We start from the raw sequence: 21,402 nt of genomic DNA, 5'->3' as shown, positions 1-21,402 counted from the left end.
ATGGATGACGGAATCGACCTCGAAGGACCGGCCGACACCCGGGTGATGGGCATCGTCCATTCCGCACTCCGGCGTGACCTGGCCAGGGCCAGAGAGATACTCGTGCGCTGGCCCGCTCCCTTCGACGCACAGCGAATCGCGATCGCAGACCACCTCGAGTGGATGATGCACTTCCTCGACGACCACCACGAATCGGAGGACGCCCACCTGTACCCTCTGGTCCGCGTGCGCAACCCGCGCAACAGGCAGGCCTGTGCACTGCTCGACGAGATGAACGCCGATCACCGCTCGATAGTGCCGGCGATGCGACACCTGGAGGCGGTGGCGGGCGCATACCGTCGCTCGGCGGACGCCCGCGGCGATGTCGTGGCGGCAATCGACAGGTTGACCGGACGACTGCTGCCGCACCTCGAGCGGGAGGAACGCCGGATGATGCCGATCGTGTCGGCCACGATCACCGAGGCCGAGTGGCGGCACTGGAACGAGGAGTTCAACGTCAAGCCGCTCGGTCCGGTCGAGTTGTTCGACGAGGGATTGTTCATCGTCGACGACGCCGAACCCGACGACCGACGGGCCATCACGGAACTGGTGCCGGCGGTCCCGCGGTGGCTGATGATGCACGTGATGATCAGGCGCTACCGGCGGGCGGCATTCCGGAGGTGGCGTTCGGCCGAGTACTCGCCGCTCGCGTCGCCGCTCGGTGGCCGCCAGGAGGTGACGACCTCAGCGTCGCCCCAGGCGGTGTGGAATGTGCTCGCCGATGTGACCCGGATTCGAGAATGGAGCCACGAGTGCCACACCGCCCGCTGGCTCGACGGGGCGTCGACAGCGGCGGTCGGAGTGCGGTTCCGGGGCAGCAGCAAGTCCGGATTCGTGCGTTGGAGCCGAACCTGCACCTTCACCGAACTCGACCCGCCTCACGAGATGGCGTGGGTGACGCACGGCGGGATCTACGGCGACAACACCGAGTGGCGGTATCGGCTGGAGCCGACGAACACGGGCACCCGGATCGTCCAGTCCTACCGCATCCTCAGCCTGCCGGTCTGGTTCGACCGGGTGATCTCGCTGACCCTCCCCGCGCACCACGATCGAAGTGCCGCACTGCGCGGTGACCTGGATCGGTTGGCCCGGGTGGCCGAGCGCGAGGACGCGCGCGGCCTCGGTCCGGACCGCACCTAGAAGGCGGGCCAGGGAATCGGTCGGGATCCGGCCGGATGCGGCATCACCGGGGACGCGAGAAGCGCCTTCGCGCGGGCCCGCACCGCGTCGATCTCGCGGACGGTGACATGCTCGGCGAGCACGACCGGAAGGTCGCCGCCACCGAGCCGGCCGGCCAGGGCCTCGATGTCGGTCATCAGGTCGTCCTCGATCGGCTTACCCGCCCACCCCCACAGGACCGTGCGGAGCTTGGGTTCCTCGTGCAGGCAGATGCCGTGGTCGACGCCGTACACCGACCCGTCGATCCCCTCGAGCGCGTGACCGCCCTTCCGGTCGGCATTGTTGAGCAGGATGTCCAGCACCGCCATCCGCCGCAACCGCGGATCGTCGGCGTGGATCAGCGCCACCTCGTCGCCCTGGACGTCGAAGGCGCGCAACACCTCGAGCCACCCCGGCGGGACCTCCTCGGGCGGGCAGATGTCCACCAGATCGAGCTGCCCACCGGCCTCCGGATGGCGCTCGGGTGTCTCGATCCACAGCTGGACCATGCCCGGCCCGAAGGGACCGTCCCGGAGGATCGTGTGCGGAACGACGCCCCACCCGAGCGCCTCCGAGATCAGGTACGACGCCACCTCACGGCCGGCCAGGGTGCCGTCGGGAAAGTCCCACAGCGGCCGCTCGCCACGAATCGGCTTGTACACGCATCGCACCGATCGACCGTCCGACGACGCATCGCACACCAACGTCGCGTTGCTCGCGTGCACGATCCGGCCGACCAGCGTCAACTCCCCCACGGCCAGCAGTTCGCGCGCCGCGGGGTCCTGGGGGTCGACCGGCACCGTCGTCAGAGCTCTTCTCCGAACTCGACCGACGAATCGAATCCGGCGATACGCCGATAGCCGTTGGTGCGGATGCACACGTGACCTTCCGCCCCGAGCGGTTCACCGCACAGCGGGCACGGCGCCCGTCCCGCGGCGATCACCCGCTCCGAACGCAGCGCGAACTCGCGGGCCTGGACGGGGGTGAGGAAGACCCGCACCGCGTCCGGCCCCTCCTCGGCATCGTCGAGGACGACCGACTCGTCGAACTCCGTCTCGCTCACCGCGAGCAACTCGACGACGACCGACTCGGCTTCCGCGTCCCACCCGAGTCCCATCGTGCCCACCCGGAACTCGACGTCCAGCGGCGTCACGAGCGGGCTCAGGTCACCGAGTTCGCCGCCCTCGGGCGGCACCGCTGTACCGAACCGGCGGTGCACCTCGTCGAGCAACAGCCCCATGCGGTCGGCGAGCACCTGCACCTGCTGCTTCTCGAGCAGCACGCTCACCACCCGCGCGTCGTGGACCGCCTGGAGATAGAACGACCGGTCACCCGGCTCGCCGACCGTCCCCGCAACGAATCGATCAGGGGTGCGAAAAACGTGTATCGCGCGTGGCATTGCACCTCCTCGAACTATGCGTACCGCTTCATTATCCGCCTACCGGTCACGGCCGACCTCACCGCCGGGAACGGGTTGCTGAGCATCGGACGACCGGCCATCACCGTCCAGACCGGCGAGATCGCCCCCGGTGTCGTTCATCCGCAGAACGAACGGTCTGGTCGCGGTGTACCGGACCACACTGATCGACCCCGGCTCGGTGACGATGCGTTGGAAGCCGTCGAGGTGACTGCCCACTGCGTCGGCCAGAACGGACTTGATCACGTCACCGTGACTGCACGCGATCCACACCACGTCCTTGCCGTGCGCGTCGGCGAGCCGTCGATCGTGTTCCCGCACCGCGGCGACCGCCCGAGCCTGCACCTGGGCGAGTCCCTCGCCGCCGGGGAAGACGGCGGCGGACGCATGCTGCTGCACCACCTTCCACAGCGGCTCCTCGACCAACTCCTTCAGGGCACGCCCGGTCCACTGTCCGTAGTCGACCTCGACCAGCCGCTCGTCGACGCGCGGCTCGATACCGCGGTCGATGGCGAGCGGGGCGACCGTCTGCTCGCAGCGCAGCAGCGGCGAATGCACGATCTCCTCGATCGCGAGCCCGGCGAGGCGGTCTACCAAACCCTTGGCCTGTTCGACACCGACCTCGTCGAGCGCGACACCCGGCGAACGGCCGGCGAGAGTGCGGGACGTGTTCGCCGTCGAACGCCCGTGACGCAACAAGATGACCGTCATGCGCACCAGCCTAGTTCCGGTGCGGTCCGGAACCCGGTCACGTCGCCGATACGACACCCGTGGCGAGCAACGTGAGCACGACCGCGCCGAGGATGATCCGGTACCCGACGAACCAGTACATCGAGTGGTTCACGACGAACTTGAGCAGCCATGCGATGGAGGCGTAGCCGATCGCGAACGCGATCAGCGTCGCCACGAGCAACTGCGGACCCGACGCGTTCAGACCCTCGCCCGCCGGTTCGAACGCGTCCGGCAGGCTGAACAGGCCCGACGCCAACACCGCCGGAATGGCCAGCAGGAACGAGTACCGGGCCGCCGCCTCGCGGGTGAGCCCGAGGAACAGACCCGCGCTGATCGTGCCGCCCGAACGGGAGACACCCGGAATGAGCGCCAGCGCCTGCGCCGAACCCATCACGATGCCGTCCTTGAGGGTCAATTCCTCGAGCGGGCGTTTCTTGGTGCCGTAGTGCTCGGCGGCCGCGATCACCACCGCGAAGACGATGAGCATCGTCGAGATCAACCACAGATTCCTTGCCACGGTTCGGATCTCGTCCTTGAACACGAATCCGAGCACGCCGACCGGAATCGTGCCGATGATGACGTACCAACCCATGCGGTAGTCGAGATCGTCCCGGTGCTCGGCGTGGAACAGCCCGCGGAACCAGGCCGCGACGATGCGGCCGATGTCGCGCGCGAAGTACAGCAGAACCGCTGCCTCCGTACCGAGTTGGGTGACGGCGGTGAACGATGCACCGGCATCGGTACCGAAGAAGATCTCCGAGACGATCCGCAGATGTCCCGACGACGAGATGGGCAGGAACTCGGTCAGACCCTGCACGGCACCCAGCACGATCGCCTGGAGCCAGGTCATGGCTTCCCCGATCACGCGCGGAACCCCGGGCCACTCGGTGCGGGGGCGGAACGGCGGATGAGGCTGAGGGCATCCGGAATACACACGTGTGGTCCAAGTTTCACCGGACAGACGGTACCCGGCGTGGCTGTTCTCGGCGCGCCGTGCGCACCACTAGTGTTCTTCCCGGTGGATGCAGTTCACCAACGAGAACATCCGGTGTCGAGACGTGGGCGGTTATGGAATACAGAGCGGTGGGAACGAGCGGGCTGCGGGTGTCGAGGCTCGGTCTGGGCACCCTGCACTGGGGACGGGACACCGACGGGGACGAGGCCGCCGCGCAGCTGTCGGCGTTCGTGGACGCGGGCGGCACACTCGTCGACACCTCCCCCGCCTACGGCGACGGGAAGGCCCAGCGGATCCTCGCGGAACTGCTCGACGACGTCGTGCCGCGCGAGTACCTCATCCTCGGCGGCAGCGCGGGGATCAACACGGCCGCCCCGGGCGGGCAGCGCGTGGACTGCTCCCGCCGCGGCCTGCTGACCCAACTGGACGCGACACTGCGCGAACTGGGCACCGACCACCTCGACATGTGGCAGGTCGCGACGTGGGATCCGCTGACCCCGGTCGACGAGATCTCCGCGACCCTCGACTATGCCGTCAGCAGCGGACGCGTCCGCTACACCGGCGCCCGCGGATACCTGGGGTGGCAGCTCGCCACCGCGGCCGCCAACCAGGGACCCGGCCGTCTGGTGGCGACGCAGGCCGAGTACTCGCTGCTGGCCCGTGGGGTCGAGGAGGAACTGCTGCCCGCGGCCGCCCATCACGGCATCGGCGTGTTCGCCGCCGTGCCCCTCGCCGGCGGCGTGCTGACCGGCAAGTACCGCGACGGCATCCCGGCCGACTCGCGGGGCGCGGACGACACGCACGCCACCGAGGTCCGCAGCTACCTCACCGAGACGTCGGTGCGCGTGGTCGATGCCGTCCTCACCGCCGCCGACGGACTGGGCACCTCGCCGCTCGCGGTCGCGCTCGCGTGGGCGCGTGATCGGCCCGGTGTCGCGAGCGCGGTGGTCGGTGCGCGCGATCTGGCGCAGCTGACGGGCGTGCTGTCGGCCGAGGATCTGGAGCTTCCACCGGCGATCGCCGCGGCTCTCGACGACGTCAGCGCCTAACTCGATCGCGCGTCCAACTTTCGATTGATTTGCGGTGATTAGCGACGACAACGATAGAGAGGATAGGCTAACCTCGCAGCCATCGTGTCCGACGAAAATCATCGTGGAGGAGATCACATGGACATGCTCGATCAGGGTACCGACGCCGGCGCGCTCGCCGGATTCGCCGAGCGCATCAAGGCCGAGACCGACGCGGCACACCGCGCGACCGAGCAGTCCCGATTCGTCGGCGATCTTCTGGGCGGCAAGCTGACCAAGGACGGCTACGCCGCCCTCCTCGCGCAGACGTACCTCGTGTACGAGGCGCTCGAGCGCGCCGGTGACACCCACGCCGAGGACGCCCTGGCGGCGCCGTTCATCGCCGCGGAGTTGATCCGGCTGCCGTCGCTGGCCGCCGACCTCGAGTTCCTCCTCGGCCCGCAGTGGCGCGACGCGCTGGTCGCGACGCCGGCCACCGCCCGGTACGTCGCACGCCTCGAGGACGTCGCGTTCACCTCGCCGGCCGACTTCGTGGCGCACCACTACCTCCGGTACATGGGCGACCTGTCCGGTGGCCAGATCATCCGTCGCATGCTCGAGCGCGCGTACGGCTACGAGGTGGACGGTCTGCGGTTCTACATCTTCGACGAGATCGCCAAGCCCAAGGTGTTCAAGGACGAGTACCGGGCCAAGCTCGACCAGGCGCCGTTGACCGCCGAGCAGCAGAGCCGGTTCATCGACGAGGTCAATCTCGCCTACGGACTCAACGGTGCCCTGTTCGCCGACCTCGAAGCCGACATCGATCGTTACCTCGTTAAATGAAAACTCGTTCCCGACTCATGGCCGCCGCGACTGCGGTCGCGGCGGCTCTGACCCTCGCTGCATGCACCTCGGTCACGACCGGTGACACCGAACAGCGCGGTCAGACCACCGCGGTCCTCGCGGACCCCGATCCCCGCGCGGTCGCCGACAACCCGACGCCGCAGTTGCCGACCACGGTTCGCAGCTTCGACGGCGCCGACGTGACCGTCACGGACGTCAGCCGCATCGTCACCGCGGACCGCTACGGCACCCTGACCGAGACGGTGTTCGCGCTCGGCCTCGGTGACCATGTCGTCGGCCGGGACACGGCGTCGGCGTTCCCGGCCGCGAAGGACATCCCGAACATCACGCCCGGCGGCCAGTCGCTGAGCGCCGAGGCCATCCTGAACCTCGCGCCCACCGTCGTGCTCACCGACACCAGCATCGGCCCCAAGTCGGTGCAGGATCAGCTTCGCGCCGCCGGGATCCCGGTGGTCTACTTCGATCCCGAGCGCACCCTCGAGGGCGTGCCCGGGCAGATCACCGCGGTCGCGCAGGCGCTCGGCGTCCCCGCACAGGGCGAGCAGCTGGTGGCGCGCACCACGAAGGAGATCGCCGACGCGCAGGCATCCGTGCCCAGCGACGGCGACAAGCTGAAGATCGCGTTCCTCTACATGCGCGGTCCGTCCATCACCATGCTGGCGGGCCCCGGATCCGGCGCGGATGCGCTCATCGAGGCGCTCGGCGCGACCGACGCCGGCACCGCCTCCGGCCTCACGAACGAGTTCGTCCCCATCACCAGTGAGGCGATGATCGCCGCGGCGCCCGACGTCCTGTTGATGATGACCAACGGGCTGGAGTCCATCGGCGGGGTCGACGGCCTCCAGAAGGTGCCGGGCATCGCACAGACGCCGGCCGGTCAGAACAAGCGGGTCGTCGACATGTCCGACAGCACGCTGCTCAGCTTCGGCCCGAACACCGGGCAGGTCCTCGCAGCCCTGTCCGACGCGATCTACCACCCCAGCGCGGAATGAGCACGGCCGTCACGTCCCGCCCACGGGTGCGCGCGGGAACCGTTATCGCCGGCCTGGCGATCCTGCTGGCCGTCCTCGCCCTTGCCTCCGCGTGCATCGGGCAGGTGCCGACCAGCCCGGCGGAGGTGCTCGGCAGCATCCTGCACCGCGTCGGGCTCGACGTCGGACCGATGCCGTCGCACCCCAGCGGCGAGGTGACCCTGTGGCAGGTGCGCTTCCCGCGGGTCGTCCTGGCGATCCTGGTCGGCGCCGCCCTCGGCTGCGCCGGCGCCCTGCTGCAGGGCGTGTTCTCCAACCCTCTCGCCGAGCCCGGCGTGATCGGGGTGTCCGCGGGCGCCGCGGTCGGTGCCAGCGCAGCGATCGTCGTCGGTGGCGCGTTCACCGCCGGTCCGGCGGTCGCCGCCGCCGCGTTCGTCGCCGGCCTGATCACCACGACCCTCGTATACCTGCTGGCGCGCTCGGAAGGCCGCACCGAGGTGGTCACGCTGGTGCTGACCGGCGTCGCGATCAACGCGTTCGCGGGCGGTCTGATCGCGTTCTTCACGTTCGTCGCGAGCCCCGCGGCCCGCGACCAGATCGTGTTCTGGCAGATGGGCAGCCTCAACGGCGCCACCTGGAGCGCCGTGGCGATCGTCGCGCCGATGGCGATCGCCGGCATCGCGGCGTCGATGCTGATCGCTCCCAAGCTGGATCTACTGGCGCTCGGCGAGAGCGCGGCCCGGCACCTCGGCGTCGACGTCGAGAAGCTGCGGCTGATCGCGATCGTGATCGTCGCGGTCCTGGTGTCGTCGAGCGTCGCGTTCACCGGCATCATCCTGTTCGTGGGTCTCGTCGTCCCGCACGTCATGCGGATGCTCGTCGGACCCGGCCACCGCCTGCTGTTGCCCGCCAGCGTCCTGGGCGGCGCGGTTGTCCTGCTCGCCGCCGACCTGGGGGCCCGCACCCTGGTCCCGAATGCCGACCTGCCGCTCGGCATGCTCACCTCCCTCGTCGGTGGACCGTTCTTCTTCTGGCTGCTGCGCCGCACGCGATCGACGCAAGGCGGGTGGGCGTGATGGCGTCGCTGCTCGACCGCTCCCGGAGCCTGTTCGGCCGCGCCGACGACGTGCCCGCCCCCACCGACAGCGGCGTGGTCACCATGCGCGCCACCGACATCAGCGTCGAGCGTGGCGGCCGCACCGTGCTCGACCACGTGAGCCTCACGGTCCACTCGGGTCAGGTCCTCGCCCTCGTCGGCCCCAACGGCGCCGGCAAGTCCACGCTGCTGGCGGCGCTGTCGGGCGATCAACCGGTCACCTCGGGCGTCGTCGAGCTCGACGGCAAGCCGCTGGCGGACTGGTCGCCCGGCGAGATGTCGCGGCGGCGCGCCGTTCTCCCCCAGCAGCACACCGTCGGCTTCTCCTTCACCGCCCGTCAGGTCGTGCGGATGGGGCGGGCACCGTGGCAGCGGACGGTGCGGGCGGCCGACGACGAGAAGATGATCGAGGACTGCCTCGACATCTGTGACGTCACCCACCTCGCCGACCGACCGTTCAGCGTCCTCTCCGGCGGCGAGCGGGCACGGGTGGCGCTCGCCCGGGTGCTCGCACAGTCCACCGAGACGGTGCTGCTGGACGAGCCGACCGCAGCGCTCGATCTGGGCCACCAGGAGGCCGTCATGCGGATCGCCCGCAACCGGGCGTCCGACGGAGCCGCGGTGGTCGTCGTGCTGCACGATCTGGGGCTGGCGGCCGCGTACGCGGACCGGATCTGCATCCTCGAGGACGGCCGGGCCGCCGCCGACGGACCACCCGCCGAGGTCCTCACGGAGGAGTTGCTGAGCCGCGTCTACGGGCATCCCGTCGAGGTGTTCGCGCACCCGCGGTCCGGCGCCACCCTCGTCCAGCCGCGGCGTGACGAACCGGTCGACTACCGGCGCTGAATGTCGTGCGCCTCACGTGCGAGGTGACTCGGATTCCGGCCGGTCCGGTCGATCATGGATGCTAGAAGGCGAGCAGCACACCGGCACCACCCGAGGAGCACATCCATGCGAGTACCCGCACCGCGCATCACCGCCATCGCGATCGGGGCCGCGTTGCTGCTGCTTGCCGGGTGCTCGTCCGAGAAGAACGCCGACGACCTCCAGACCATCGAGCCCGCCACGGCGGCCGTGTCGCCCGCCGGCGCGACGCCGGCGGGCACGGTCCAGAACCTCGGTCGCTCGATCGACGCGCTCGCGTTCGATCCGAGCTCGAAGACCACCGCGATCCTCGCCGACGGCGGGACCCACCTGCTGCTGCAGGCGGAGGGCCGCGCCGAACCGCGCGACGTCGTGCTCGACGGCCGCGCCGCGCAGCTCACCGTGGCCCCCGACGGGCGCGTGCTACTCCCCATGGACGGCCGCGTGCAGATCGTCGACACGGCGTCGGGCCAGAAGTCGTCGGTCACCGTCGACGGCGACGCCCGCTCGGCCCTGTTCCTGCCCGACGGCAAGCTCGCGGTGGGTCTGGCAAGCGGCCGGATCCAGATCGTCGACGCGAACGGCTCGGTGTCGGAGACGATTTCGGGTCTCGCATCGGTGGACGCGCTGGCCCTGACGAAGGGCGATCTCAGCGCGCTCGACCGCCGGCAGACCTCGCTCACGGACATCGAACTCGACGACTCGTCGCTGGGGATGGCGCTGCGCGCGGGTGAGGGCGCCACGCAACTCACGACCGACGAGTACGGCCGGATCCTGGTCGCCGACACGACCGGCGACGAACTGCTGGTCTTCACCACCGATCCGCTGATGATGCGACAGCGGTACCCGATCGCGGACGCCCCGTACGGCGTCGCCTACGACGACCGCACCGACCTGGTGTGGGTGACGGTGACGGGGACCAACAAGGTGATCGGCTACGACATCTCGACCGGCATCCCCGTCGAGAAGGTCCGCTACGACACCGTCCGCCAGCCCAACTCCGTCGCGGTGGACACCGCCGGCGGGGCCCTCCTGGTCGGCTCCGCGACCGGGGACGGCCTGCAGCGGATTCCGTTGGCAGCGGGGTGATCCGTCGTGTCGCGTCGTGGTCGTGGAGTGCCCCGCGAGTGGGATCTCGAATCGGAGGAGTTCGAGTACCTGCCGCTGCGCCTGCCCCGTGACGTGACCCGTGTGAGCGCGTCGATGCGCCTCGCGCTGCAAGCCGAGTTCGGCGGCTGGGAGCTCTCGCGGGTGCGCCTCTACACCGACGGCAGCCGTCGTATCCTGCTCCGCCGCCGCAAGACCACCCATCACGTTCCGGCACCTGGAATCTAGGGAGATTCGTGTACTACCTGCTACTGCGTCTGATGTTCCGGGTTCCCCCGGAACGCATCCACCACCTGGCGTTCGCCGCGATGCGACTGGTCACCCGATTCGCGCCGATCCGCGCGCTCGTCGCGAAGGTGCTCGTGGTCGACGACCCGGTGCTCCGCACCCGCGCGTTCGGCGTGGACTTCCCGGCACCGGTCGGCCTGGCCGCCGGTTTCGACAAGGACGCCACCGGCGTGGACACGTGGGGCCCGCTGGGCTTCGGATTCGCCGAGGTCGGCACCGTGACCGCGCAGGCGCAGCCCGGCAACCCCGCGCCGCGCCTGTTCCGGCTCCCCGACGACCGCGCGCTGATCAACCGCATGGGCTTCAACAACCACGGCGCCGGGAACGCGGCGAACTACCTGCGCCACCGGCGCGGTGACGTGCCGATCGGCGCCAACATCGGCAAGACCAAGATCGTCCCCGCGGAGGAGGCGCCCGAGGACTACACCGCGAGCGCACGCCTGCTCGGGCCGCTGGCCGACTTCCTGGTCGTCAACGTCAGCTCCCCCAATACCCCGGGGCTGCGTGACCTGCAGGCCGTCGAATCGCTGCGCCCGCTGCTGCAGGCGGTCCAGGAAACCGTCACGGACGTCCCCGTGCTGGTGAAGATCGCACCGGACCTGTCCGACGAGGACGTCGACGCCGTCGCCGACCTGGCGGTCGAGCTGGGGCTGGCCGGCATCGTGGCCACCAACACCACCATCGGCCGCTCCGGCCTGAACACGCCGCCGTCCCGCATCGAGGAGATCGGCGCCGGCGGCCTGTCCGGTGCGCCGGTCGCGGCCCGCTCGCTCGAGGTGCTCCGACGCCTGCACGCGCGCGTCGGCGACAAACTGGTGCTGATCTCGGTCGGCGGCATCGAGACCGTCGACCAGGCCTGGGAGCGCATCCTCGCGGGCGCGACACTGGTGCAGGGCTACACCGGGTTCATCTACGGCGGCCCGTTCTACGCCAAGAAGCTGCACAAGGGCCTGGCCCGGAAGGTCCGGGAAGCGGGCTTCCGGTCGATCGCCGACGCCGTGGGTGCGGGCGCCCGCACGTAGCGTCGTTCATCGCCGATGGCCCCCCGCCGACGGATCGGTGGCGGGCCATCGTCGTGTCTGTGCCCTGCCTCTCCCCGTACGGAGATTTCCGGATCATCCGGACACCGCACGCTCACATCGATAGCGTGCGAGCAATGAGGATCCGGGTGGCAACCACGTCCATCGCCGTCGCTGTCGCATTGGCCGGCTGCGCGAGCGACGACACCGGCGCCGACCAGACTGCCCCGACCGTGAACGCGACGGCGCCGAGTGAACAGTCACAAATCTATTCGGCGGCGCTCCAGCAACTCCTTCGCGTCGACAATCCGCATGCCGGGGCGCCGGCGCCACCCCCGTCGGTCCACATCGTCGACGGTCCCGCGTCACGCAGTTCGGAACTGTTCATCGCCGCCGACGGACCGCAGCTGGCCTCCGACGTCAAGAAGGAGATCGCCGCGCGGTCCGAGCCGATCACCACGGTCGAGTTCATCACGGCCCCGGAGCAGCAACGCATCATCGAACGAGGCGGGGCGGTCGAGGGCGACCCCGGCGGTGTCATCGTCGGACTCGCCGCACCTGCGTATCAGGACGACGGAACAGTCCGGATCGGTGCCGGACTGTGGTGCGGCTTCGACTGCGGAATCGGGCTCATCTACGTGCTCGACGACGTCGACGGGCAGTGGACGGTGACGGGGACGACCGGGCCTGTCACCATTGCATGACACTCCAGGCGGCCGTCACCTCTATTGGGACGAGCACAGGAATCCGAGTTGTCGACCCGACACCGCAGGGGCTGTTGCTGCGACCGCCACTCGGGCGATGGCGCAGCAAGCACGCAGCGATCCCGACCTTCCGGCGGCCTACTTCTGCTCATAGGTTCCCGTGATCACCGCACGCGCGATGGCGTGCGAGAACAGGTTGAAGCCGAGGAACGCCGGCTTCGAGTCGGCGGTGATGTCGAGGTGATCGACGTCGACCGCGTGCACCGCGAACATGTAGCGGTGCGGGCCATGGCCCTTCGGCGGTGCGGCACCGAGGAACCGGGCGAGGCCGCCGTCGTTCTGCAGCGTGACCGCACCCTCGGGCAGGCCCGAACCGTTCTCGTCGCCGGCATTCGACGCCAGCGAGGTCGTGGTGACGGGGATGTTGGCGACCGCCCAGTGCCAGAAACCCGACGCCGTCGGCGCATCCGGGTCGAACATCGTCACGGCGAAGCTCTTGGTCTCGGGCGGGAAGCCGGACCAGGACAGCTGCGGAGAGATGTCCTGTCCCCCGGCACCGAAGATTCCGCTGACCTGCTCGTTCTTCAGCGGCGCACCGTCGGTGACGTCCTCGGACGTCAGCGTGAAGGACGGCAGGTCGGGCAGTCCGTCGTACGGGTCGTGAGCCATGAGATTCCTCTCTCGCGATCAGCTGTGTAGCAGGAAGTGTTCCATCACTCGGGTGCCGAAGTGCAACGCATCGACGGGTACCCGCTCATCGACGCCGTGGAACAGCGCCGCGAAGTCCAGGTCCGGCGGCAGCCGCAGCGGGGCGAAACCGAAGCAGCGAATCCCCAGGCGCGCGAACGCCTTCGCGTCGGTTCCGGCCGAGAGCATGTACGGCACGGTGCGGCCGTTCGGGTCGTGCGCGAGGATCGCGTCGTTCATCGCATCCACCAGGTCACCGTCGAACGTCGTCTCGTACGAGTCGAGCTTGGTGATCCACTCCCGGGTGACGTGCGGGCCGATGAGAGCGTCGACCTCGCGCTCGAACGCCGCCTGCCGCCCGGGCAGGACCCGGCAGTCGAAGACCGCCTCCGCGGTCTGCGGGATGACGTTGGCCTTGTAGCCCGCCTTGAGCATCGTCGGATTCGCGGTGTCGCGCAGCGTGGCGCCGATGATCCGGGCGATGGAGCCGAGCTTGGCCAGCGCACCGTCGATGTCCGGCGAGTTCGGGTCGAACTCCACACCGGTCTCCTCCGCGAGCACCGTGAGGAACTCGGCCACCGAATCCGACATCACGAGCGGGAACGTGTGGTTGCCGAGCCGGGACACCGCGTCCGCGAGGATCGTCACGGCGTTGTCCTCGTGCAGGAACGAGCCGTGGCCCGCGGTGGCCTTCGCGGTCAACCGCATCCACCCGAGGCCCTTCTCGGCCGTCTCCACGAGATACAGGCGCTTCTCCGTACCGTCCGCGCGCGGGACGGTGAGCGAGAATCCGCCGACCTCCCCGACCGCCTCGGTGACGCCCTCGAACAGCTCCGGCCGGTGGTCCACGAGCCATTGGCACCCGTACTTGCCGCCGGCCTCCTCGTCCGCGACGAAGGCGAACAGGATGTCGCGCGGGGGCACGGTGCCCTCGGCCTTGAACTGGCGGGCGAGCGCCAGCATCATGCCGCACATGTCCTTCATGTCGACGGCGCCGCGCCCCCACACGTAACCGTCCTCGACGGCCCCCGAGAACGGGTGCACGCTCCAGTCGGCCGGTTCGGCCGGCACGACGTCGAGATGACCGTGCATCATCAACGTCCCGCGCCGCGGGTCCGCTCCCCGTAGCCGCGCGAACACGTTGCCGCGTCCGGGCGCGCCCGATTCGACGTATTCGGTCTCGTATCCGACCTCCTCGAGCTTCTCCTTGACCCAGAGCGCGCAGTCGCGCTCCCCCTTGGTGGTCTCGAGTTCACCGGTGTTGGAGGTGTCGAACCGGATCAGCGCGCTGACGAGGTCGACGACCTCGCTTTCGGCGCGACCCGAGGGCCCCTCCGGAGTCCGATCCGAGGACACAGCTTCTTCATTTGATGCCACCTCACTTTCCTACCACCGTCGGACGCGTCGCACGCGCGCCGACAAGTACGCAGATATGGCTCAAAAACACTGTCTGACCAGCCGATTTTGGACCTGGCGCAATATCGGATAATCTTTCCTGGCACCCGGAGAGCGGGGGCAAACGAAAAACAACTGAATGCCTCGCAGAGATGCGAGCAACGAATGAGTCCGAGTGGCGGAATGGCAGACGCGCTAGCTTGAGGTGCTAGTGTCCTATTAACGGACGTGGGGGTTCAAGTCCCCCCTCGGACACTCTGAGTTGAGACAGACGAGAAGACCCCGGTTCCACGGAACCGGGGTCTTCTCGTTCTGCGTGTTCGGTTCGACATCAATGACGCATCGCCTCCGTCCTCAGTCCGGCGCGGTCGGCCTTCGTCAGTTCCCGCACCGCAAGATCCTTCGCGCACACCAACAGCGACCCCAGCGCGCTGACGCGCGGGAATGTCAGTTCGGTGTGCTTGACGTTGTCGTGGTCGTCGGCGCCGTCGTAGACCACCGTCGAACCGCGCATCAGCCACCGCTTGACGTCGACCACCCCGGGCAGGTGACCCGTTGTCCGCAGATAGAACGACTGCAGCAGCGCCACCACACCGAGCACGACGGGCGTGGCCTGGCTGGCGCCGTACTGGATCGACTCGCCGGTGTCGTTGAGGATGCCCGACGACGTGATCGGCGCACCCGGCGCGAAGGCGTCGGTCGCGCACGGGCCGCCCACCGTGCGGTGCAACCGCTGCGTGAACGGCGTCAGCCGGTCGGAATCCGACGCGAAGGCCTTCGCGCCGTCGCGGTACCGGAAGCTGCCCTCGTCGGCGTCGTACACGGCCCCGACGCTGATCGTCTGACGGAAGATCGCCGGATAGCACATTCCCTGCGTGCCGCCGTGCGCGTAGTAGTCGTTGCCGGCGGCGACGCAACAGCACACGCCCTCGTCGGTGAGCTGTTGCAGCAGCGCGCCGATCGCGTCGCCGGGCATGTCGGTGTCCGTGGTCCGGTTGTCGGCGGCCCCCGTCGCCAGACACAGGCCCGAAATCCCCAGTGACGCCCGGCGATCGAGGACCCAGTCCAGCGCGTCACGGATATCGGCGAAGCGGCCGGTGCCGTCGTTCGCGAGCACCTTGAGCGGAACGATCCGCGTGTTCGGTGCGACGCCGGTGTGGATGCGACCCGCGGCTGCGATCCCGGCCACACTCGTACCGTGGCCGTGCCCGTCCGAGACCTCTCCGGGATCGCCGCCGTAGTCTGCGGTGAAGTTGCGGCCCGGAAGGACCCGACCGGCGAAGTCGACGTGCGTGGTCCGCAATCCGGTGTCGAGCACGGCCACCGTGACGCCCGATCCCGAGACGTTGAAATCACGGCGGGCCTGCGGCGCCCGCACCAGCAGGTCGACCTCGGTCAGTTCGGGAAGGAACGGGCCTTCCTTCTGCAGCGGCGGTTCGACCGGCACCACCGACTCCGCGTGCAGCATCTCGAATGTGCCGATGGCGCTGCGCTCGAGCGCACCACCTCTGGCGTCCGAGCCTGGTCGGCCCGACGACCCCTTCGACTCGTTCATTGTCTTCACCCTCCTCGAGTGTCAACTCTCGAGCGGGGAACTGCCCCGGGGGCACTCCCCCTGGTAGTACAAATGCTCCTCCGGCCGGCGCACCGTGTCACCCGTACCGCGCCCGAAAGTCCTGGTTCGCGTAGTCGGTAGACTCGAGCGTCGGCCCGATCCTCCGGGTCGGGTACCCGTACGAGATCAGGACTGAGTTACCCACCGATGGCACAACCGATGACGGGTATCGACCCCGCCGACCTCGATGTCTGCCTGCGCGTGCTGTCGGAGGCATCCGCGCTCGACGCCGACCACCCCGATTCCGTCACGCTGCAGCGGGCCGTCGGCAACCTGTTCAAGAAGCTCAAGCGCCGCCGACGCAACGAGACTCGCGACGCGATCTCGGAGGCCGACCGCGCCGTCGTCGCGGCCACCGCGACCGGCTCCCCCGATCGGATCGACGACGAGACCGCGGGGATTCCGCTGACGTCCAATGCCGTCGGCGCGACCGCGGGCACCCTCATCCGCCCGCGCCCGTGCTACATCTGCAAGCAGCGCTACACGCAGGTGGACGCGTTCTATCACCAGCTGTGCCCGGAGTGCGCGGCCCGCAGCCACGCCAAGCGCGACCAGCGCACCGATCTCACCGGCCGGCGCGCCCTGCTCACCGGCGGCCGCGCCAAGATCGGCATGTACATCGCGCTACGGCTGCTCCGCGACGGCGCGCACCTGACGATCACCACCCGCTTCCCGAACGACGCCATCCGTCGGTTCAAGGCCATGGAGGACAGCGCCGCCTGGATCCACCGCCTCCGCGTGGTCGGCATCGACCTGCGCGACCCCGCCCAGGTGGTCGCGCTCGCCGATTCCGTTGCCGCGCAGGGCCCGCTCGACATCCTCATCAACAACGCCGCGCAGACGGTGCGGCGCTCCCCCGGCGCCTACAGCGCGCTGGCGGACGCCGAGTCGGGTCCGCTGCCGGCCGGCGAACTGCCGGACGTCGTGACGTTCGGCAAGACCAGCGAGGCCCACCCGGCGGCGCTCGCCGGGTCGCTGTCCACGGCGGCGCTCACTTCCGCGGCCAACCTGTCCGCCGACGAGGTCAGCTCGCTCGCGCTGGTCGCCGGGTCGGCGACGCCGGCCCGTATCGAGCAGGGCGTCGCGATCGACGCGGGCGGGCTGCTGCCCGACCTCGCCCACACCAACAGCTGGGTGCAGACCGTCGAGGAGGTCGATCCGATCGAGCTCCTCGAGGTGCAGCTGTGCAACTCGGTGGCTCCGTTCATCCTCGTCTCGCGCCTGCGCCCCGCGATGGCCGCGGCGGCGGCCCGTCGCAAGTACGTGGTGAACGTCTCGGCGATGGAGGGACAGTTCAGCCGGGCCTACAAGGGACCCGGTCACCCGCACACCAACATGGCCAAGGCCGCGCTGAACATGCTCACCCGCACCAGCGCCAAGGAGATGCTCGAGGACGGCATCCTCATGACCGCGGTCGACACGGGGTGGATCACCGACGAACGACCGCACTACACGAAGCTGCGCCTGGCCGACGAGGGCTTCCACGCCCCGCTCGACCTCGTCGACGGCGCCGCCCGCGTGTACGACCCGATCGTGCAGGGCGAGGCCGGCGTCGACCTGCACGGCTGCTTCCTCAAGGACTACGAACCGTCCCCCTGGTAGAGCCGGATCACAGTCGGGGAGCGACGTGTGCACCCCCGGATTCCACCCAGGACCGGGGATACTGGACGAGCGCACCTGACATCGATCGACCGGGAGGCTCCATGGCCATCGCCGTTGCGTACAGCGACAGTCCGGAGGGCCGCAACGCGGTGGTGTACGCCGCGCGCGAGGCGATGCAGCGTCGGGAGCAACTACTGGTACTGCAGATCGTCGACGACGCAGCCTCGCCGGCCGAATCGGAGACGACGAGCGCCGCGGTGGCGGCAGTGTTGGACGAGGGCGACGTCGTCGGATCGTCGTGGGAGTTGCGCACCGCCGAGCACAGCGGTGACCGCGTCGGTGCGCTCGTCGACCTCATCGGCGACTGCGGGGCCGGACTGCTCGTGGTCGGGAGCCGCCGCATGACGCCGGTCGGCAAATTCCTCCTCGAACGATCGCTGCAGCGCCTGCTGCTCGAGGTCGACGTGCCGGTGCTGGTGGTCAAGGAACCGCAGTAACCTGAAATCGGTTGACGTCACGTCCCCACGACGGGAGGTCTCGCGGTGCTGTATCGGATGTTGGCGGACGCCACCGTGGTCGTCCACCTGGCGTTCCTCGGGTACGTCGTGGCCGGTGGCTTCCTCGCGTGGCGCTTCAGGCGCACCATCTGGTTGCACATCGTCGCGGTCACCTGGGGCTTCAGCACCGTCCTGATCGGATTCGACTGCCCGCTCACGTACGTCGAGAATTGGGCCCGCGGGCGCGCGGGAGAGCCGCGGCTGCCGTCGACGGGCTTCATCGCCCACTACCTCACCGGCGTCGTGTATCCCGCGCACTACCTCGATCTCGTGCGCGGACTCGTGGCGGTGTGCGTTGTCGTGTCGTGGGTCGGGTACGCGTACCTGCGCGCGCGGTCTCGCCGCCGCGCCGTGGTGTGACGTACGTCGCCCCCATCCCTACCCGCTATTAGGGTCGACGGCATGACCGCACGATCACGCGATCTCGACGTCGTCGTCCACGGGGCCACCGGCTTCGTCGGCACGTTGGTGGCCCGGTACCTGGCCCGACACGCGCCCGCGGGCACCCGCATCGGGCTCTCCGGACGCTCCGTCGAACGCCTGGAGACCCTGCGCGCCGGACTCGGTCCGGCCGCCGCCGACTGGCCGCTGCTGCGCGCGGACGCCACCGACGACGCCTCGCTGCGCGAACTCGCGGCCGCGACCCACGTGGTCGCCACGACCGTCGGACCGTACGCGAAGTACGGACTGCCGCTCGTGCGTGCCTGTGCCGAGGCCGGCACCGACTACGTCGATCTCACCGGTGAGGTGCCGTTCGCGAGGGAGAGCATCGACCTGTTCCACGACACCGCGGTGGCGAGCGGCGCCCGCATCGTGCACTCGTGCGGGTTCGATTCGATACCCTCCGATCTCGGTGTCCACGTTCTGCACCGGCAGGTCCAGGCGGACGGCGCAGGTGAGCTGACCGACACGACACTCGTGGTGACGTCGCTGCGCGGTGGGGTCAGCGGCGGCACCATCGACTCGCTGCGCACACAGATCGACGTCACCAGGCACGATGCCGCACTGCGCCGCCTCACCGCATCTCCGTACTCCCTCAGTCCGGACCGCGCCGCCGAACCCGACCTGGGTCGCCAGTCCGACATGGCACTCGTCCGCGGGTCGGACATCGCGCCCGAGCTGTCCGGCTGGAAGGCGCCGTTCTTCATGGGGCCGATCAACACCCGGGTGGTGCGCCGCAGCAACGCCCTCACCGGGCACGCGTACGGCAAGCGGTTCCGCTACCGCGAGGTGATGAACGTCGGGTCGTCGTTCGCGTCACCAGTGATCGCCGGCGGTGTCGCCGCGGGCATGGGCGGGCTCGTCGCCGGACTGCTGTTTCCGCCCACGCGGTGGGTGCTGGACCGGGTGCTGCCGAAGCCCGGGCAGGGTCCGAGCGAGAAGTCGCAACGCAACGGCCATTTCACGATCGACGTGTACGGCCGGGCGACGACCGGTGCCCGCTACACTGCCCGCGTCGCGGCCCAGGGCGATCCCGGCTACGCCGCAACCGCCGTGATGTTCGGCGAGTCTGCGCTGGCGCTGGCACTCCAACGCGATGCGCTGCCGCAGTCGCCGGGCGGCGTCCTCACACCGGCCACCGCGCTGGGCGACGTGCTCGTCGAGCGGCTCCGCGGTGCCGGATTCGACATTCACGCACGGCGCCAGTGAATCGCGATCGCTCCTTCCGACGGTGACATCGCGGACGCGTTCTAGTCCGGATTCGCGGGGGCGAGGGTCGCGAACGAGTTGCGCAGAAGGTCGGTCGCGTCCGGGGACCGGTCGGACTCGGCCCAGGCGTTCATGGCCACCTCGAAGCAGGCCAGGGCCGCCTGGACAAGCGTCTGCGCCCGCAGTTCCTGGTGGTCACCGGCGAGTCGATCCTGCACGACAGGGGTGAGCATTCGCGCCCACAGCAGGTGTTTCTCGAGATTGCGGGCACGCAGGGACGCCGTGCTCGCGAGCACACGCATGGTCCGCTTGCCGCGCTGCTCGTCTCTGTTCGGGTGCTCGACCAAGGCCTCGAACGATGCCTGCAGAGAAGCCCAGACCGGCTCGTCGACCGGCCTCGCGGCGAACGCGTCGCGGACGAATTCCCCCCAGGGCGCGAGGTCGCCGATGACGGCGTCCTCCTTGGCCGGGAAATAGCGGTGGAAGCTACGGGCCGAAATACCCGCCGCCGCGGCGACCTGCTCGACGGTGACCGCCTCGAAGCCGTGCTCGTCGAACAAGTCGATCGCGACCTGGGAGATGCGTGTGCGCACGGCCTCGCGGGTGATGTCGCGCAGGCCTGGTCCTGACGGTGTCGATGAACGTGCCACGTCGGGTAGCGTACAGCTGCCAAATGTGTCAGCGACTGACACTTTTGTCGTAGTCTGCCACCATCGACCGAAAGGCATCATCATGGACACGCGCACACTCGGACGGCAGGGCCTGGCCGTCTCCGCCCTCGGCTACGGGTCGATGGGCACTGCAGTGGGCTACGGCCCCACCGACGACACGCAGTCGATCGCCGCGATCCGCAAGGCGCACGAGCTCGGCGTGACGATGTTCGACACCGCCGAGATGTACGGCTGGGGGCAGGGCGAGAAACTGCTCGGCCAGGCTCTCGCCCCCATTCGCGACGAGGTCGTGATCGCCACCAAGTTCGGCTTCACGCCGTCGTTCGGATTCGACTCGCGACCGGAGCACATCCGTGAGGTCGTCGAAGCCAGCCTGCGCAACCTCCGCATCGACACCATCGACGTGCTCTACCAGCACCGCCCCGATCCGAACGTCCCGATCGAGGACGTCGTCGGCACCATGGGCGACCTGGTCGAGGCCGGCAAGGTCAGATACCTGGGCCTGTCCGAGGCCGACGGGGCCACCATCCGCGCCGCACACGCGGTGCACCCGATCTCGGTCCTGCAGACCGAGTACTCGATCTTCACCCGGGATGTCGAACCCCTGTTCCCCGTTCTCGACGAACTGGGCATCGGCTTCGTCGCCTACTCGCCCCTGGCCCGCGGCTTCCTCAGCGGAGCGGTCGCCTCCCGCGAACACTACGACGCCCACGACTTTCGTCGGCGCCTTCCGTGGTGGACGCCGGAGAACTTCGACGCCAATGTGGCGATCGTCGAGAAGCTGACCGAGCTGGCTGACAGCCAGGGCGCGACGCTGGCCCAGCTCTCACTCGCCTGGCTACTGGCCCACAACGGTGGCATCGTCCCGATTCCGGGCTCCCGCGATCCGCAGCGCGTCGAGCAGAACATCGCCGCCGCCGACCTCGTGTTGACCGCCGAGGACCTCGACGCCATCGACCGAATCGCCCCCGACGGCGGCGTAGGCGGCCGCATGTAGCGCGATC

At 69.3% G+C, this 21,402-nt stretch carries 23 protein-coding genes and 1 tRNA gene; 16 read left to right on the top strand and 8 right to left on the bottom strand.

The window, feature by feature from the left end; all coding sequences use genetic code 11:
• Entirely contained in the window at nucleotides 1–1,179 is a 1,179-nt protein-coding gene (locus ABTV10_RS11935; protein WP_499034959.1) for an SRPBCC family protein, read from the top strand.
• On the opposite strand, the gene ABTV10_RS11930 is transcribed toward ABTV10_RS11935, so the two are convergent.
• Genes ABTV10_RS11930 through ABTV10_RS11915 form a run of 4 tightly spaced genes read right to left on the bottom strand, consistent with a single transcriptional unit; the run spans nucleotide 1,176 to nucleotide 4,211 of the window.
• The gene (locus tag ABTV10_RS11930) at nucleotides 1,176–1,997 is read right to left on the bottom strand and encodes an SCO1664 family protein (protein ID WP_499034956.1); all 822 of its coding nucleotides are present in this window, start codon (nucleotides 1,995–1,997) and stop codon (nucleotides 1,176–1,178) included. The genes ABTV10_RS11935 and ABTV10_RS11930 overlap by 4 nt on opposite strands.
• A gap of 5 nt (nucleotides 1,998–2,002) precedes the next feature.
• Nucleotides 2,003–2,596: a DUF3090 domain-containing protein gene (locus tag ABTV10_RS11925; RefSeq protein WP_499034954.1), complete on the bottom strand. Its 594-nt coding sequence runs from the start codon at nucleotides 2,594–2,596 to the stop codon at nucleotides 2,003–2,005.
• Nucleotides 2,597–2,635: 39 nt separating this feature from the next.
• The gene (locus ABTV10_RS11920; RefSeq protein WP_499034952.1) at nucleotides 2,636–3,325 is read right to left on the bottom strand and encodes a histidine phosphatase family protein; all 690 of its coding nucleotides are present in this window, start codon (nucleotides 3,323–3,325) and stop codon (nucleotides 2,636–2,638) included.
• A 37-nt stretch (nucleotides 3,326–3,362) separates the two neighbouring features.
• Nucleotides 3,363–4,211 carry an undecaprenyl-diphosphate phosphatase gene (locus ABTV10_RS11915; RefSeq protein ID WP_499034950.1) on the bottom strand — a complete coding sequence of 283 codons (849 nt, stop codon included), beginning with the start codon at nucleotides 4,209–4,211 and terminating at the stop codon, nucleotides 3,363–3,365.
• A gap of 203 nt (nucleotides 4,212–4,414) precedes the next feature.
• Here ABTV10_RS11915 and ABTV10_RS11910 point away from each other — a divergent pair, with 203 nt between their 5' ends.
• From ABTV10_RS11910 to ABTV10_RS11870, 9 genes are all read left to right on the top strand, one after another.
• Nucleotides 4,415–5,350, top strand: coding sequence for an aldo/keto reductase (locus tag ABTV10_RS11910; protein ID WP_499034947.1), 936 nt, complete (start codon nucleotides 4,415–4,417; stop codon nucleotides 5,348–5,350).
• A gap of 117 nt (nucleotides 5,351–5,467) precedes the next feature.
• Nucleotides 5,468–6,151: a biliverdin-producing heme oxygenase gene (locus ABTV10_RS11905; protein ID WP_499034945.1), complete on the top strand. Its 684-nt coding sequence runs from the start codon at nucleotides 5,468–5,470 to the stop codon at nucleotides 6,149–6,151.
• Entirely contained in the window at nucleotides 6,148–7,164 is a 1,017-nt protein-coding gene (locus ABTV10_RS11900; protein WP_499034943.1) for a heme/hemin ABC transporter substrate-binding protein, read from the top strand. The genes ABTV10_RS11905 and ABTV10_RS11900 overlap by 4 nt, the downstream gene beginning before the upstream one ends.
• On the top strand, nucleotides 7,161–8,219 hold the full coding sequence (locus ABTV10_RS11895; protein ID WP_499034941.1) for a FecCD family ABC transporter permease: 1,059 nt from the start codon (nucleotides 7,161–7,163) through the stop codon (nucleotides 8,217–8,219). Before ABTV10_RS11900 ends, ABTV10_RS11895 begins: the two co-directional genes overlap by 4 nt.
• On the top strand, nucleotides 8,219–9,085 hold the full coding sequence (locus ABTV10_RS11890; protein ID WP_499035167.1) for a heme ABC transporter ATP-binding protein: 867 nt from the start codon (nucleotides 8,219–8,221) through the stop codon (nucleotides 9,083–9,085). Before ABTV10_RS11895 ends, ABTV10_RS11890 begins: the two co-directional genes overlap by 1 nt.
• A gap of 105 nt (nucleotides 9,086–9,190) precedes the next feature.
• Nucleotides 9,191–10,192 carry an NHL repeat-containing protein gene (locus tag ABTV10_RS11885; protein WP_499034939.1) on the top strand — a complete coding sequence of 334 codons (1,002 nt, stop codon included), beginning with the start codon at nucleotides 9,191–9,193 and terminating at the stop codon, nucleotides 10,190–10,192.
• Nucleotides 10,193–10,198: 6 nt separating this feature from the next.
• A complete protein-coding gene (locus tag ABTV10_RS11880; protein WP_499034937.1) occupies nucleotides 10,199–10,438 on the top strand; it encodes a DUF5703 family protein in 240 nt (79 codons plus the stop codon).
• 8 nt (nucleotides 10,439–10,446) lie between these two features.
• Nucleotides 10,447–11,520: a quinone-dependent dihydroorotate dehydrogenase gene (locus ABTV10_RS11875; protein ID WP_499034935.1), complete on the top strand. Its 1,074-nt coding sequence runs from the start codon at nucleotides 10,447–10,449 to the stop codon at nucleotides 11,518–11,520.
• 146 nt (nucleotides 11,521–11,666) lie between these two features.
• Nucleotides 11,667–12,221, top strand: coding sequence for a hypothetical protein (locus ABTV10_RS11870; RefSeq protein WP_499034933.1), 555 nt, complete (start codon nucleotides 11,667–11,669; stop codon nucleotides 12,219–12,221).
• A gap of 138 nt (nucleotides 12,222–12,359) precedes the next feature.
• On the opposite strand, the gene ABTV10_RS11865 is transcribed toward ABTV10_RS11870, so the two are convergent.
• Entirely contained in the window at nucleotides 12,360–12,890 is a 531-nt protein-coding gene (locus ABTV10_RS11865; RefSeq protein WP_499034931.1) for a YbhB/YbcL family Raf kinase inhibitor-like protein, read from the bottom strand.
• An 18-nt stretch (nucleotides 12,891–12,908) separates the two neighbouring features.
• Nucleotides 12,909–14,264 carry a M20/M25/M40 family metallo-hydrolase gene (locus ABTV10_RS11860; protein ID WP_499034929.1) on the bottom strand — a complete coding sequence of 452 codons (1,356 nt, stop codon included), beginning with the start codon at nucleotides 14,262–14,264 and terminating at the stop codon, nucleotides 12,909–12,911.
• 208 nt (nucleotides 14,265–14,472) lie between these two features.
• Here ABTV10_RS11860 and ABTV10_RS11855 point away from each other — a divergent pair.
• Nucleotides 14,473–14,558: transfer RNA gene (locus ABTV10_RS11855), tRNA-Leu, on the top strand.
• Nucleotides 14,559–14,634: 76 nt separating this feature from the next.
• On the opposite strand, the gene ABTV10_RS11850 is transcribed toward ABTV10_RS11855, so the two are convergent.
• Nucleotides 14,635–15,858 carry a S8 family peptidase gene (locus ABTV10_RS11850; RefSeq protein ID WP_499034927.1) on the bottom strand — a complete coding sequence of 408 codons (1,224 nt, stop codon included), beginning with the start codon at nucleotides 15,856–15,858 and terminating at the stop codon, nucleotides 14,635–14,637.
• 219 nt (nucleotides 15,859–16,077) lie between these two features.
• Here ABTV10_RS11850 and ABTV10_RS11845 point away from each other — a divergent pair, with 219 nt between their 5' ends.
• The 4 genes from ABTV10_RS11845 to ABTV10_RS11830 all read left to right on the top strand — a co-directional run bounded on the left by ABTV10_RS11845 (nucleotide 16,078) and on the right by ABTV10_RS11830 (nucleotide 19,727).
• On the top strand, nucleotides 16,078–17,520 hold the full coding sequence (locus ABTV10_RS11845; protein ID WP_499034924.1) for an SDR family NAD(P)-dependent oxidoreductase: 1,443 nt from the start codon (nucleotides 16,078–16,080) through the stop codon (nucleotides 17,518–17,520).
• A 101-nt stretch (nucleotides 17,521–17,621) separates the two neighbouring features.
• A complete protein-coding gene (locus tag ABTV10_RS11840) occupies nucleotides 17,622–18,017 on the top strand; it encodes a universal stress protein (RefSeq protein WP_433612910.1) in 396 nt (131 codons plus the stop codon).
• A gap of 45 nt (nucleotides 18,018–18,062) precedes the next feature.
• Nucleotides 18,063–18,437 carry a DUF2784 domain-containing protein gene (locus tag ABTV10_RS11835; RefSeq protein ID WP_499034921.1) on the top strand — a complete coding sequence of 125 codons (375 nt, stop codon included), beginning with the start codon at nucleotides 18,063–18,065 and terminating at the stop codon, nucleotides 18,435–18,437.
• A 42-nt stretch (nucleotides 18,438–18,479) separates the two neighbouring features.
• The gene (locus ABTV10_RS11830; protein ID WP_499034918.1) at nucleotides 18,480–19,727 is read left to right on the top strand and encodes a saccharopine dehydrogenase family protein; all 1,248 of its coding nucleotides are present in this window, start codon (nucleotides 18,480–18,482) and stop codon (nucleotides 19,725–19,727) included.
• 41 nt (nucleotides 19,728–19,768) lie between these two features.
• Here the strand turns inward: ABTV10_RS11830 and ABTV10_RS11825 are convergent, their stop codons facing one another.
• Nucleotides 19,769–20,377 (bottom strand): TetR/AcrR family transcriptional regulator, encoded by a 609-nt coding sequence (locus tag ABTV10_RS11825; protein WP_499034917.1) that lies wholly within the window; start codon nucleotides 20,375–20,377, stop codon nucleotides 19,769–19,771.
• Nucleotides 20,378–20,459: 82 nt separating this feature from the next.
• Between ABTV10_RS11825 and ABTV10_RS11820 the strand changes: the two genes are divergently transcribed.
• A complete protein-coding gene (locus ABTV10_RS11820) occupies nucleotides 20,460–21,395 on the top strand; it encodes an aldo/keto reductase (protein ID WP_499034914.1) in 936 nt (311 codons plus the stop codon).
• Nucleotides 21,396–21,402: the final 7 nt, after the last annotated feature.

Origin of the sequence: Paraburkholderia sp. RHO2 (assembly GCF_050955445.1) — a bacterium.
Classification (GTDB): domain Bacteria; phylum Actinomycetota; class Actinomycetes; order Mycobacteriales; family Mycobacteriaceae; genus Prescottella; species Prescottella agglutinans_A.
Note: the sequence above shows the minus strand (reverse complement) of the source record. Positions and strands in the feature narration are given on the sequence as shown.

Coding starts and splice junctions, on each gene's coding strand:
- ABTV10_RS11935 (WP_499034959.1), top strand. CDS start 1: ATGGATGACGGAATCGACCTCGAAGGACCGGCCGACACCCGGGTGATG.
- ABTV10_RS11925 (WP_499034954.1), bottom strand. CDS start 2,596: ATGCCACGCGCGATACACGTTTTTCGCACCCCTGATCGATTCGTTGCG.
- ABTV10_RS11920 (WP_499034952.1), bottom strand. CDS start 3,325: ATGACGGTCATCTTGTTGCGTCACGGGCGTTCGACGGCGAACACGTCC.
- ABTV10_RS11910 (WP_499034947.1), top strand. CDS start 4,415: ATGGAATACAGAGCGGTGGGAACGAGCGGGCTGCGGGTGTCGAGGCTC.
- ABTV10_RS11905 (WP_499034945.1), top strand. CDS start 5,468: ATGGACATGCTCGATCAGGGTACCGACGCCGGCGCGCTCGCCGGATTC.
- ABTV10_RS11900 (WP_499034943.1), top strand. CDS start 6,148: ATGAAAACTCGTTCCCGACTCATGGCCGCCGCGACTGCGGTCGCGGCG.
- ABTV10_RS11895 (WP_499034941.1), top strand. CDS start 7,161: ATGAGCACGGCCGTCACGTCCCGCCCACGGGTGCGCGCGGGAACCGTT.
- ABTV10_RS11890 (WP_499035167.1), top strand. CDS start 8,219: ATGGCGTCGCTGCTCGACCGCTCCCGGAGCCTGTTCGGCCGCGCCGAC.
- ABTV10_RS11885 (WP_499034939.1), top strand. CDS start 9,191: ATGCGAGTACCCGCACCGCGCATCACCGCCATCGCGATCGGGGCCGCG.
- ABTV10_RS11865 (WP_499034931.1), bottom strand. CDS start 12,890: ATGGCTCACGACCCGTACGACGGACTGCCCGACCTGCCGTCCTTCACG.
- ABTV10_RS11850 (WP_499034927.1), bottom strand. CDS start 15,858: ATGAACGAGTCGAAGGGGTCGTCGGGCCGACCAGGCTCGGACGCCAGA.
- ABTV10_RS11845 (WP_499034924.1), top strand. CDS start 16,078: ATGACGGGTATCGACCCCGCCGACCTCGATGTCTGCCTGCGCGTGCTG.
- ABTV10_RS11840 (WP_433612910.1), top strand. CDS start 17,622: ATGGCCATCGCCGTTGCGTACAGCGACAGTCCGGAGGGCCGCAACGCG.
- ABTV10_RS11830 (WP_499034918.1), top strand. CDS start 18,480: ATGACCGCACGATCACGCGATCTCGACGTCGTCGTCCACGGGGCCACC.
- ABTV10_RS11820 (WP_499034914.1), top strand. CDS start 20,460: ATGGACACGCGCACACTCGGACGGCAGGGCCTGGCCGTCTCCGCCCTC.